Origin of the sequence: Chryseobacterium sp. AG363 (assembly GCF_003610675.1) — a bacterium.
GTDB classification, from domain to species: Bacteria; Bacteroidota; Bacteroidia; order Flavobacteriales; family Weeksellaceae; genus Chryseobacterium; species Chryseobacterium cucumeris.
In genome coordinates this window covers 154,196-167,185 of the sequence record NZ_RAQF01000002.1, presented here as the reverse complement: position 1 = coordinate 167,185, position 12,990 = coordinate 154,196, and the positions used below count along the sequence as shown (strand labels likewise).

The following is a 12,990-nucleotide window of genomic DNA, read 5'->3' as shown; positions in this document are numbered from 1 at the left end:
ATGATGTCTGAAATCTGATATCTTCCATCTTTTAGTCTTTATTAATATTCACATTCATATTCATTCCGGCACTCAGTTTATCCAGATCTTCTTTTTTGTTGGAAGCGGTAAACTCTATTCTTACAGGGATTCTCTGTTGTACTTTGATAAAGTTTCCGGTAGAATTGTCTGTAGGTACATTTGAATATCTCGAACCGGTAGCTGCAGAAACTGCTGTGACTACTCCTTCGAATTTTTTACCGCCCAAAGCATCGGCTGTCATGAAAATTTTTTCTCCTACTTTGATATTCGGCATCTGGCTTTCCAGGAAGTTGGCAGTTACCCACTTCTGGCCGTTTAGAACGATTGTCGCAACCTGCTGGCCTGGTTGGATGAGCTGGCCTTCAGAAATAGTTCTTCTTCCCATTACTCCATCATAAGGCGCTGTAATAACAGTATAAGAAAGATTGATCCTTGCCATATCCAGAGCAGATTTTGTTCTTTTAATTTCGGCATCATTAATTCCTAATCTGCTTTTCACTTCAGTAGTGGAAAGGTTTGCGGATTGCTTTTGATTCACTAAAGTTTCATAAGCCGCCTTTTGAGCATCATATTCTGTTTTTACCTGATCATACTGCTGTCTGGTAACGGCTTCAGCTGCCAAAAGGTTTTTATATCTATTTAAATTCTGTTCAGCATTCCATAATCTCGCTTTTGCACCTGCGATATTAGACTGCATGACGTTGATATTGTTGGAAACCGTGTTCACTGAAGAACTTGTTGCCGTTTTCTGAGCCATTGCATTCTGATAGGCAGCTTCTGCCTGCCCCAATTGAGTAAGAATCTCACGTTCGTCAAGAATTACCAGTGTATCTCCTTTTTTCACACGCTGATGTTCGATAAACTTAATTTCTTTGATATAAGCAGAAACTCTCGTATTGATAGGGTTAATAAATTCCTCTACCTGAGCCGCTTCCGTGTAGGTTTTGCTTCCGATATGGAAATATTCACGAATTAACCAGAATAATCCGAATCCGATCACCAAAAAAACGATGATGTTGGAGATGATGGCTCTGATTTTATTCGTTTTATTTTTCTTTTTTTTATTTTCTACAGCAGATGCTGCCGGAGTTGGTGTTGTATTTTGAGTAGCTTGTCCCTTGTTTTCCATTGTTGATTTTCAGTTTTAAAAATTAAAGTGTTCCTGTAGATTTTAAAAGGTTGTAGTACTGATACAGAACATTGATTTCTGCATTTGCATAATCCAGTTCTGACTGTAGTTTCTGGTTCTGCGCATCAATCATTTCTGCCTGCACAGCCAGTTGGTTAAGATATTTAGCTTCCGTAATTTTGTAGTTTTCTTCAGCCAGTCTTTTGGAATCATTCAGAATATCTGCCTGCTGAATCGCTTCCTGATATTTAGTATAGGCTGCATTCACTGCCATATCTACATTCTGCTGTACCAGAGTCATGGCGTCATTCGCCTGATTCTTTTGCAGCTCACCTAATTTCACTTTTTCCTTTGTTTTAAAAAGAGTATCTATATTATAGCTCAAAGAAACTCCGGTCTGCCAGCCTCCTGAATACATATCCAAAACAGGGTTTTTTGCTGTAATCGGTCTTTGCAGCGTATATCCTCCGAACCCTGCCAGCGTAGGCGCATTATCCGTTTTTATAATCTCTATATTTTTATCTGCAACAGCAATATTTTTTTGAGCCGATTTCAGTAACGGATTGCTTTCATGGGCAAGATCTGTATAATACTCCATACCTATTCCGGATTCTTTATTTTCGAGGCTTTCCGTAGGGATAATCTCCGTATCAGAGGATAGGCCTAATGCAATATTCAGATTATAATTAAGGATTTTCTTATTATTCGTAAGGGTAAGAATTCCCTGGTCCAGATTTTTGATGGCCAATTCGCCACGAATTACCTCGTTTCTTGTGACCATTCCCTGCTGATAAAACTTCTGGATATTTTTCAGACGTTCCAGAGCCAGTTTTTTGTTATTCTGAAATACTTCTTCCTGATTGATGATTTTATAGACATCCAGATAATTGGAAATCACTAAAAATTTCACATCCTGTTTATTTTTCTCTAAATCCAGTTCCGAAAGCTGTTCACGAAGCCCTGCCATTTCAATAGATTTATTCACCAATCCTCCTTTGAAAATTAGCTGTGTTGCCTGTACAGCATACGAACTTCCGTAATGCGGCATCGGAACGTTTGTAGAATTTGAAAAATCTTTATCAATGGCTACTGCATCTCCTAAATAGAACTGGCTTGTAGAAGCTGTAATGGTAGGAAGTTTCTGAAGCTTAACCACATTGGTGTTCTGCTTTGCAATATCAATATTCTGTGCGGAGACTTTGAGCTGCTGGTGATTCTGAACAGCGAGTTCTGCCACCTCACCTGCAGTCATCTGCTTAATCTGTTGTGAAAAAAACAGCGCAGGAAAAGCTGCTATCAATACAGATAGTGCTGTTTTTATTTTCTTTGTCATTTTACCTTGTTTTACAGATGCAAAGTTAGGTCAACAACAAAATCAATCAAATGTTTGATTTTTGGAAAAAGATGTTCAAATGTAAGATTTTAATTTTCGAACTGATGTCTGTACTGTGTAGGGCTTACCTCAAGATGCTTCTTAAAAAAATGAGAAAATGAGTATTGATCGCTGAATCCGAGGATAGAAGAAATCTCCGAAACCGGTTTACTAGAAGAGTTTAAGAGTACTTTCGCTTCATTGATGACAATTAAAGCAATAATCTGGCTTGCAGACTTACCTGTGATGGTCTTGACCACAGAGGAAAGATGTCTGGTTGTAATGGATTGCCGTTCGGCATAAAATTCCACTGTCCTTTCTGTAAGATGATGTTCCGAAAGATCGGTAAGAAATACAAATACGATTTCTTCCTGTCTGGACATCTGATTCAAAGAACTGTTATCTTCCTTGGAAATAATTCCTGCCATCTGGTAACAAAAAACAGAGAAAAGATGCTCTACCATTTCTTTTTTATAGAGCATTTCAGTATCAGAATCCAGGATATATTTCAGGAAATTGACGCTTTTCCAAACGACTTCCATTTCGTCTTCAGGAAAAGGAACTCCTTTATTCATCTGCTGTCTGAAATATCGGTAAGTAATCAGCCGATTAAATTTCAATGATAAGGCAGAGATAAACTCTCTTTTGTAAGAAACCATTCTCGACTGAAAGTCATCCGTTACTCCCACCACTTCATAAATGGTCTGCGGATCGGTTACCATAAACATATTGGCAGAAACTTCAAGATCACTGAAATGCTGACGAAGTTTTATAGTCCCTGATTTAATAAATATAAATGCAGGATTTTCAGGACGGAAAGGTTTACCGACAGCGATTCTCTCGAAAATATTTCTTTCCGTAAAAATATCAACGCCAAATTTTTCAAGGGCAGACATAAGACAAATGTAAGCAATCTTACCAGTGATTACAAAATTTTATTATTTTAGCAGGAATCCAATTTCCCTTCAGCATGAGAAAGGTTGATCTATTATTTGCAGAATACAGTAAAAGCCATAGAAACGCGACCAACAAGTTCATTCACTGGATTTGTGTGCCTTTAATCTTCTGGACAATTCTGGGCTTTGCCTCCCTGATTCCCTCTCCACATTTCTGCGCTTCCTACTTCGGATGTGCAAGTATTATAAGCCTTTTGGTGATTACTCTGATCACTTTATTCTATATACGACTGTCTTTTCTGATCGCTATTATGATGATTGTGATCATGCTGGTCATGGAACATTTCATCTATCTTACCAATATCAGTGTCGGAAAACAATCATGGATAGTTTATCTTTCTGTATTCATTATCACATGGATTTTCCAGTTTATAGGGCATAAAATTGAAGGGAAAAAGCCTACTTTTCTCAAAGACCTTCAGTTTCTTCTGATAGGACCAATATGGCTTTTAGGCTTTATTCTTAAAAAGACAGGAATCAGATATTAATCTTCCAAAGCATAAACCGCAAAACTGGCCAGCCAGTGGTCTCCACCATAATTTCCCTGGAAAAGCAGAGGTAATCCATTATTGAGAAATACATCTGCTGTCTTTCTGAAGTCTTTTTTCAAGGGATGATTGGTAGGAAGTGCCTTTGAAATTCCTTTCATACACCATGCTTTAGAAAAAGACAATCCTACGAGGTGAACCGTCTGATAATCGCTCAGATCACTTACTACAGGGATTTTTTCAACATTTTCCAGACTTCTTTTTTCGTAGAAAGCATTCAGCCACTGTACAAATTCTTTTTGAGGAAGCACTCTTCGCATCAGATCTGCAATTTCCAGACTTGGCGAGAAGAAATCTGAACCATCCGGTTCCAGATAAGCAGGTGTTTTCTGATCTTTTAAGAAAAAGTATTTAGCCTTTTCCATCAGCTGATTTTCGAAGTCTTTATCTTTATTGGCCCTTGCCCAATCTATCGCAAATGCCATAGCAAATGCAGTATTAGGGTGAACTCCGGTTCTGTTGGGATAAGTTTGTTTGGGAAGATAGGTCTTCCAGGATTTCAGAATCTGATCTGTTAACGGTTTCAGGTTTTGATGCCATATTTTAGCTTTCGGATGATCCCAGGTTGTGAGTTCTTCATCCAGTTTTAAAATCCACGCCCAGCCATAGGTTCTTTCAAAAGTTCCTGTCAGCTGATATTTTGTAAAGTAATCTGCTTCTGTCTGCAGTTTTTCTTTCTGAAATGATTCATCCAGAATTTTTTCAATCTCTCTGGCATTGGACAGATTAGGTTTTGTTTTTAAAAGTCTTGTCAGCATCCAATGTCCGTGAACAGAGCTATGCCAGTCGAAACATCCATAAAAACTAGGGTGAAGATCTTTAGGAGTTAAAGGAACTTCGCCTGCATTATTGATGATATGCGCTGTTTTATTAGGATATTCCTGATTGATACAATGAAGAGGTTTGTCGGATAATTTTATCGCCATCTCGTCTGTAAGTTTCGGAATTTCCTGGGCATACATCAGAAATGGAGAAAACACAAATGCTAAAAGACTTTTTTTCATGAATTAAAAATAGAAATAAATTACCAGTTCTCGTAATTTTTCAAGTTGGTTTTCCAGCTATTTCTTCTATTTACTTATTTGATATTAAATTTTTTGTTTCATTTTAATTTTTTAATCAATCTTACCCATAATCATTTTTGTGCACACTTTTTGATCATACCCATAAAAAACTAATTAACCCATGAAAAAAATTATTCTACTGTTATCAGGTCTTATTCTGATCAATTGCAGCAAATCAGGTGGTGAAAAACAGGAAGTGAAAGCCGACCTGATGGAAGTTCTAACTGAAGATAGAGCACCTTCTCCTGCAGCCGCGCCTCCATCTCCACCACTTCCTATCTCTGAAAAGGTAGTTTCTGATGAAAATGGAACCAACAAAGATGTTCACCCCTCAAAGAAAACAGATACAATCTCCAAAAAAATCATCAAAAACGGAGATATGAAGATTCAGTTGGGTGATATTAAAAAAACACAGAGCCAGGTTAATGAAATCATTAGAAAAAACAATGCTTATATCCAGAAAGAAGAGTTTCAAAATACGGATATGGATGATAACCTTAGTCTGATTATCCGTGTACCTCATAAAAATTTTGATGCTCTGATCAATTCTTTTTCAAATGGCGTCGGAACTGTTTTATCTAAAAATATTTCATCCAATGATGTCACAGAGGAATATACCGATGTAGCAATAAAGCTGGCCAATAAAAAGATATATCTTGAAAAATACCGTGATATGCTTAAAAAGGCTGCTACTACGAAAGATATGCTGGAAATCCAGGAAAATATCCGTGAGCTGGAAGATGAGATCGATGTAGCAGAAGGCAGACTTCGTTTTATTGATGACCGGGTGAATTACAGTACACTGAATTTGAATTTATACAAAGAAAAAGTGAGAAGTTCCGCCACTTCAAAAATAGGTTTTGGAAGCCGCTTTATGGATTCTCTGACGGAAGGCTGGAACAGTTTTGTAAGCTTTATGCTGGGAATCATTTCTCTGTGGCCTTTCTTTTTGCTTATTCCTGTTATTATTTTTATTTGGAGGAAATGGAGATCGAATAAAAAGGATTAAAATTAACTTATTAAAAATCCGGGCATCTTCGATGCCCGGATTTTTACTGCATTATCAACAATTTATCCTGTTTCCAGTACTTGTTTAAAATCAATAACAATGCAATAGCCTTGTTAACAGCTGTTAAATATTTTTGAAAATTTACTTTCTGATGGTTTTGGTAATACGGGTTCCATCTTTATACTGAATCTTTACAAAATAGATTCCAGACTGAAGTAGGCTGATATTCATACTATTCTGTTCCGGATTCATGAAAGTCATGATCTGAAGTCCGTGAGGCGTGATGACATCTACCCTGCTTATTTTACCATAATAAGTTTCTGGTGCAAAATTGATCATATGTTCCGATACAATAATTGAAAGATCATTCTCTTTGTTAGCAAGAGACGATGTTTTGCAACTTTGACCTTCATTACAGTCATTTACCACTTTCCAGACAGCGTTACTTCCCGGTGCTTCTCCCGGATTTGCATACCATTTGTTTTCCCAGATTTTGCAGGCATGAAAAACCTTTGTTCCTGCCGTTGGATAGGTTTTTGAAGGATCATATTCCTGTGCGCCACAATACGTAACCGGACCACTGGATTCACAACCAGGACCTTCGATACAAGTACTTATTTCTTCCCATACCATATTGACTCCAGGTAGTTCTCCCGGATTTGCATACCATTTGTTTTTCCAGATTTTACAGGAATAAAAGACTTTCGTTCCGGCTGTAGGATATGCGTTGGCAGCGTTATACTGCTCTGCTCCACAATAAGATTGACCATTTCCGGATGTAACTTTCTTAGTTCTGATTTTTAATTCATTGCTGGCATCAGATAACTGATCGTTCATGGCAACCGATTTAACCGTGTAACGATATTCTGTGTCTTGGGCCAATCCTGTTCGTAAAAAGTTTGTTTGTACAGTCTCTCCTACCTTGATCCCATTTTCAAAAATCTGGTAGTTCTTGATGCCCTGTGAATGGGTAGATGCCATCCACATGAGTGAAACTGAATTTTCAGTAACTTCCATTGAATGGAGGTTTGATGGTGCTGTAGGCTTTTCAAGAGTACCTTCACTATTAGTTTTTATATTGAGTGGCGCACTTTTTCCTGACGTAAGTCCTGAAGAGCCTTTCGCCTGTATTTCATAGGTATAAATTGTGTTAGCAGTTAAGCCTGTATCCTGAAAAGTAGGTGTACTTACCTGTTGAATATTTTGTCCGTTGCGGAAAATGTTATAGGACACAGCATCTGATTGTGCATTCCAGCTTATTTTAGCAGAAGAGCTGGTTACTCCTACTTGAGTTACTCCTGTAGGTGTAGCGGGTGCAGAAACTCCTGTTCCGGAGGTTACGTTCACATCAATTACATTATAGAATGCATTGGTGGTATCTGCTACATCCCAGACTGCTAAAATAATATGGTAGCCCGTACGGTTGGCAGGAACTGTAATCTGATGAGAAACATTGTCCTGTGGTGGTGTTCCATTATGCATAACTGTACCTATAAGTTCAAGATCCTGGCGGGAAAGCGGCTGATTGGGATTCCAGCCCTGCTTTGTCATATAATAATGCCATTTCGCTGTCGCATGGTACGCCGAGTATTTCCAGATAAAGGCATTCACACCAGTGGAAATATTGGTTTTCTTCCAACGGTCGGCAGTCTGTATGTCCAGTGTAGTGTCTCCACCGATGCTTCCATTAGCAGAGGCGATCTTTCCATCTGCAGGACCAGCCGCAGGAAACCCTTTTGGGGCTTCAAGAGATCCTGGTTCATTAATAACAGATCCATAGATACTAAATGCAGCAGAATAGCCTAGTGCAGCCTTATCAAGGCTTCCTTGATATCCTCTGGAGGCAGGACTCAGTACATATCCGTGCGCAGACAGATGAATTAAAGATGGTACCAGCATCGCCAGCATCAGCAATAGCGCAAAAAAAAATTTACTTGTCTTCATAACTAAATATTTTGGTGTTATTGATTAATCTTCCGTAAAACTATTTTCTGAAACCCTTTTTCTCGATATAACTAAAGAAATAGAAAAGAAAACAGCTTTAATTCATTAAATGATTTGAATTGTATAATTTTTAATAAAAAAACAAATTAAACTAAATGAAGTAGTCAATATTTCATATTAAAACATAAAATTACAATTCATAACATCTTATATTTAACATATAATCACAATATGTTAAAACATAAATATACAAAAAACTACTTAATTAATCACACTTCATTGAAATATTTTTTTTATATGAATTGATTGATAACAGAGGGTAGAGAGAAATGGAAATATAAAATGATGTCAGTTATATAATTTGCAAGCAGTACTGAAAACTATTTAATAAAAAAGCTGAAAGAATTGATCATTCTCTCAGCCAGTAGATTATATTCACAAAGAATCTGAGTTATTTCCCAAGTACGAAGACTGCAGGAATTTTATGAAGTTCCGGCTTTTGTTTCTGCCAGTCTTTTATGGTTTTTGTTTTGATAAATTCATGTTCCGGATCGTTGATATTGGCAGCAATACAAAGCTTTGTATTGGGTGATAAAAACTTGCATAAATCTTCAAAAAGCTGGTTATTTCTGTAAGGAGTTTCCATAAAAATCTGTGAATATCCGGTTTTCTGAACAAGACTTTCAAGATTCATGATCTGTTTCTTTTTCTCTCCTTTATCAATAGGAAGATAACCATGGAAGGTGAATTCCTGCCCATTAAAACCACTGGAAATCAAGGCAAGAATAATGGATGAAGGTCCTGAAACAGGAACTACTCTGATATTTTTTTCATGACACCATTTCACAATCAGATTTCCGGGATCTGCAATACATGGCAGTCCTGCTTCTGACAGTAATCCGAAGTCCTGCCCTTTCAGCATGAGCTCCTGGGCCTCCTTAATATCTGCATTTTCTGTGTATTTATCCAATAGAAATAACTTCAGATCAGCCTGTTTTTTTTCGGGAGCGAAAAATTTAACAACTTTTCGAGCTGTCTTCTCATTTTCCACAAAGAAATAGTCCGTCTGCATGATATAATCCTTCAGAACAGGGGAAAAGTGGTTGATAGAAGTATTTTCTGATAAATAAGCAGGGAGTAAAAAAAGCATTGTATTATTTTTTTAGTTCTTTCGTTAAGTGAAGGTTGTGGGAAATATTTTGCATTTTCATGCTTGTTATTTTGATAATTGATTTTTGATAGCCTCACACCCTTTATCCAAAAGCTGGAAAACCTTTTCAAAATCTTTCATATCGCCCCAATAAGGATCCGGCACTTCAGCATTTTTGTGATCTCCCAACACCTCTAAAAACAAGGATACTTTCTGACGTTCTTCTTCATTTTTAGTTTTAGAAACCACATCTTCCATTACAGCAATATCCATACAGTAAATTTTATCAAAGGTTTCAAAATCTTTTCTGGTGATGGGTCTTGATCTTTGTCTGGATATATCAATATAATGATTAGCAGCCGTTTTAATAGCTCTTTTATCAGGATGTTCACCTTCATGCATTGAAATAGTTCCGGCAGAATCTACCATATAATGATCCGGTAGTTTTGCATTCATAATTCCTTCCGCCAATGGGCTTCTGCATATATTTCCCAGACAAACCATTAATAATTTCATATCCTGTGTATTTAAAAAGAGTCTTTTGTCACGACAAAACTAAATAAAAAATGAAGAATAAAACTATCCTTCATTTTAATTTATGTAAGCTCAACCTTAATTATTGTTTGATTCTTTCAGTAAGGTCTTTTACGTATTTCTTGATTTCTTTATCTATTTTAGAAACGTCTTTGATGGTATCACAGGCATACATTACTGTAGAGTGATCTTTTCCACCCATTTCTTCACCAATTTTAGTAAATGTAGAATTGGTAAATTCTTTGGAGAAGTACATGGCAAGCTGTCTTGGCAATGCAATTTCTCTTTTTCTTGTTTTTGAAAGCAGCTGTTCTTTTTTGATTCCAAAATAATCACAAACCACTTCCTGAATATAAGGGATATTAATAATCTTCTTCTGATTCGCAGCAATTCTGTTGATGGTTTCCTTAAGCAACTCAAGACTAAGATCTCTCTTATATACGGTAGAGTATGCAATCACAGAGTTGATAACCCCGATAAGCTCTCTCACATTCGTTTTTGCTTCGGCAGCAAGGAAATCAAGCATATCTCCCGGAAGAACAATTCCGTCTCTGCTTAGTTTATCTTCAATAATCTGTCTTCTTGTCGATAGATCCGGAGATTTGATTTCTGCAGAAAGTCCCCATTTAAAACGGGAAACAATTCTGTCCTGGATATCCATAATATCAGCAGGTGCTTTATCAGAAGTAAGGATAATCTGTTTTCCGTTCTGGTGAAGGTGATCAAAAATATGGAAGAAACTGTCCTGTGTAGCTGATTTTCCGGATAAGAACTGAATATCATCAATAATCAGTACATCTACCATTTGATAGAAATTCGCAAACTCAGTCTGCTTATGAGCTTTAGCCGCAGAGATAAACTGCTGGATAAATTTTTCAGAAGAAAGATAAAGAACTACTTTATCAGGAAACTGATTTTTTACTTCAAGACCCACCGCCTGTCCTAAGTGAGTTTTACCAACTCCATAACCTCCATATAAAAATAAAGGGTTGAATGCTGTTGCTCCAGGTCTTTTTGCAATGGATCTGGCTACAGTGGCTGCAAATTTATTGCTTTCTCCTTCTACATAACTATCAAATGAATAGTCAGGCTTCAGGTTAGAATCTATGTTTACTTTTCTAATACCAGGAACTACAAACGGATTTACAATATTAGCAGAAAAACCTTGTGGCATGGTTTCCTGTGTTTTCGGAGTAGGAACGCTTTGTCCCTTGATGTTCATGGTAACAGGCTTTTCTTCACCTTTTGGTCTGTTTTCCATTACAGAATACCATAATTTCACTCCTTTTCCAATATTTTTCTTCAGGGCAGCAGAAAGTAAGGACAGGTAATTGTCCTCTATATATTCCTTGTAAAAATCGCTTGGTACGATCAACGTAAGGTTGTTGGCCACCAACGAAAGCGGCTGAACCTTATCGAATAGCATATCGAAAGATTTTTCAAGTTTTTTAAGGTCAGAATTGTCTTCAGCAGCGTTCAGGTTATCGCGCATAAACTGAAGGCATTTCTGCCATATCATCATTAAATTGTCATCCATTTTTTAAGCCCCGATTATTCTTTGTTTGTACTGTGTTTAGAAGGAAGACAAAGGTCCAATATTTTCTTTTCAAAAAAAAATATTGCAGGTATTGATTATTTAAAAATATATTTGTATGTATAATTTAACCCGTAAAATGATACACACAACACACTCAATACGAGTACGTTACGCAGAAACAGATCCGATGAAATATGTATACTATGGAAACTATGCAACGTACTTCGAAGTAGCGAGAGTTGAACTCTTCAGAAGCATAGGAATTTCATACGATGAAATTGAAAACCAAGGAATTTGGCTGCCGGTTTCGGACTACAAAATTAAATATATCCGCCCTGCTTTATATGATCAAAAATTAGAAATTCATACTTATGTTAAAAAAATTCCAGGGGTAAGGATTGAATTTGAGTATGAAATTTACAATGAAGAGCATACTAAAATAACAGAAGCCTCCACTACTCTATTCTTTCTGGATGCAAAAACCAATAAAGTGATCAAGTGCCCGGATTTCCTGATGGATCTGATTGAAAAGAACTGGAAAGGATAGATGCCAGATAGTAGGTTGCAGGTAGTAGGTGGTAGGAATTAGGAAATACCCGACGAAATATTAATGGAAGAGATTAATGTGAATGGTGAATTTTGCTTCGCAAGTGAATGGTGAATTTTTGATAGAGCCAAGATGTCTATCTCAAATTATCCGGTCACAAAATAAACCCGCAACTCACAAACCATAACTAGTAACTCACAACTAACAAGATTACACGTTAAACTCTAAATTTTGAACTCTATCCCTCCCTATTTATGAATTAATTCGCACCTTTGTACCCTTATTATAATCATCCCTTATATATTATATTATGAAGATTGCATTTTTGGGACCTCATGCCAGTTTTACCCAGCTTGCTACAGCACAGCTTTTCCCTGATGACGAAATAGTACCACAAGCCAGTATTCTGGATTGTTTTAATGCCGTTGAAAACGGAGAGGTAATAAAAGCAGTAGTACCTTTGGAAAACTCTATTGAAGGAACCGTCTCGATGACGCTGGATTATTTGTATAAGACTCCGTCTATTAAAATTGAAGCAGAAGCAGTAATGCCTATTGCCCATCATCTGATGATTCATCCGGAAAATTCTATTGAGAATATTGAGAGAATATATTCACATCCGCAAGCCCTTGCACAGAGCTTTCACTTTCTGGATACCCATTATAAAGAAATTCCCAAACAGGACTTTTCCTCAACTGCAGCCGCTGCCAAGTTTGTTTCTGAGAATCCGGAGACTCCTATTGCTGCGGTAGCCAATCAGTTTGCAGCCAATTTATATGGTTTGAATATAGTGAATCGTAATATTCAGGATTTCGAACAGAACCACACGCGATTTATCATCATTTCTAAAGAGCAGAATAAATACCAGAATGATAAACTGGAAACATTGGGTGAAAAATCAGGTATGCTGATCACTCTTCCCGAAGATCATCCCGGTGGATTGCATCAGGTATTATCTGTTTTTGCATGGAGAAAAATGAATCTCAGTAAGATTGAATCCAGAACATTAAAAACAGGACTGGGAAATTATTTCTTCTTTATCAATGTTGAAGGACCATGGGAAGAAGTCTTACATGAAAATGCATTGAAAGAGCTTGAGTCAATCCATGCTAATGTAGATTTTCTTGGGAATTACAAAGAATTTCTTCTGGAAAGCTAGAAAAAAAATAAATCTGTAAA

12 protein-coding genes are annotated in these 12,990 nt (G+C 36.9%); 4 read left to right on the top strand and 8 right to left on the bottom strand.

The window, feature by feature from the left end:
* Positions 1-31: 31 nt before the first annotated feature.
* The 3 genes from DEU39_RS00790 to DEU39_RS00780 all read right to left on the bottom strand — a co-directional run bounded on the left by DEU39_RS00790 (position 32) and on the right by DEU39_RS00780 (position 3,418).
* Positions 32-1,150, bottom strand: coding sequence for an HlyD family secretion protein (locus tag DEU39_RS00790; RefSeq protein ID WP_120230560.1), 1,119 nt, complete (start codon positions 1,148-1,150; stop codon positions 32-34).
* Between the two features lie 22 nt (positions 1,151-1,172).
* Positions 1,173-2,483: a TolC family protein gene (locus DEU39_RS00785; RefSeq protein ID WP_120230559.1), complete on the bottom strand. Its 1,311-nt coding sequence runs from the start codon at positions 2,481-2,483 to the stop codon at positions 1,173-1,175.
* Between the two features lie 89 nt (positions 2,484-2,572).
* Entirely contained in the window at positions 2,573-3,418 is an 846-nt protein-coding gene (locus tag DEU39_RS00780; protein WP_062670849.1) for a helix-turn-helix domain-containing protein, read from the bottom strand.
* Positions 3,419-3,492: 74 nt separating this feature from the next.
* Here DEU39_RS00780 and DEU39_RS00775 point away from each other — a divergent pair, with 74 nt between their 5' ends.
* Positions 3,493-3,966 (top strand): DUF962 domain-containing protein, encoded by a 474-nt coding sequence (locus tag DEU39_RS00775; protein ID WP_120230558.1) that lies wholly within the window; start codon positions 3,493-3,495, stop codon positions 3,964-3,966.
* Here the strand turns inward: DEU39_RS00775 and DEU39_RS00770 are convergent.
* Positions 3,963-5,030, bottom strand: a complete 1,068-nt coding sequence (locus DEU39_RS00770; RefSeq protein WP_062670853.1) for a DUF2891 domain-containing protein — start codon at positions 5,028-5,030, stop codon at positions 3,963-3,965. The two genes, DEU39_RS00775 and DEU39_RS00770, sit on opposite strands and share 4 nt — an antisense overlap.
* A 181-nt stretch (positions 5,031-5,211) precedes the next feature.
* Between DEU39_RS00770 and DEU39_RS00765 the strand changes: the two genes are divergently transcribed.
* Positions 5,212-6,099 carry a DUF4349 domain-containing protein gene (locus DEU39_RS00765; protein WP_120230557.1) on the top strand — a complete coding sequence of 296 codons (888 nt, stop codon included), beginning with the start codon at positions 5,212-5,214 and terminating at the stop codon, positions 6,097-6,099.
* 141 nt (positions 6,100-6,240) lie between these two features.
* Here DEU39_RS00765 and DEU39_RS00760 read toward each other — a convergent pair whose 3' ends face one another.
* From DEU39_RS00760 to dnaA, 4 genes are all read right to left on the bottom strand, one after another.
* Positions 6,241-8,043 carry a lytic polysaccharide monooxygenase gene (locus DEU39_RS00760; protein WP_120230556.1) on the bottom strand — a complete coding sequence of 601 codons (1,803 nt, stop codon included), beginning with the start codon at positions 8,041-8,043 and terminating at the stop codon, positions 6,241-6,243.
* A 451-nt stretch (positions 8,044-8,494) separates the two neighbouring features.
* Entirely contained in the window at positions 8,495-9,193 is a 699-nt protein-coding gene (locus DEU39_RS00755) for an SAM-dependent methyltransferase (RefSeq protein ID WP_034695928.1), read from the bottom strand.
* Between the two features lie 66 nt (positions 9,194-9,259).
* Positions 9,260-9,709 carry a low molecular weight protein-tyrosine-phosphatase gene (locus tag DEU39_RS00750; RefSeq protein WP_120230555.1) on the bottom strand — a complete coding sequence of 150 codons (450 nt, stop codon included), beginning with the start codon at positions 9,707-9,709 and terminating at the stop codon, positions 9,260-9,262.
* A gap of 100 nt (positions 9,710-9,809) precedes the next feature.
* Complete coding sequence (dnaA, locus tag DEU39_RS00745) at positions 9,810-11,264, bottom strand: chromosomal replication initiator protein DnaA (protein WP_120230554.1); 1,455 nt, start codon at positions 11,262-11,264, stop codon at positions 9,810-9,812.
* A gap of 136 nt (positions 11,265-11,400) precedes the next feature.
* Here dnaA and DEU39_RS00740 point away from each other — a divergent pair, with 136 nt between their 5' ends.
* Positions 11,401-11,811, top strand: coding sequence for an acyl-CoA thioesterase (locus DEU39_RS00740; RefSeq protein ID WP_062670861.1), 411 nt, complete (start codon positions 11,401-11,403; stop codon positions 11,809-11,811).
* Positions 11,812-12,121: 310 nt separating this feature from the next.
* The gene (pheA, locus tag DEU39_RS00735) at positions 12,122-12,970 is read left to right on the top strand and encodes a prephenate dehydratase (protein WP_120230553.1); all 849 of its coding nucleotides are present in this window, start codon (positions 12,122-12,124) and stop codon (positions 12,968-12,970) included.
* Positions 12,971-12,990: the final 20 nt, after the last annotated feature.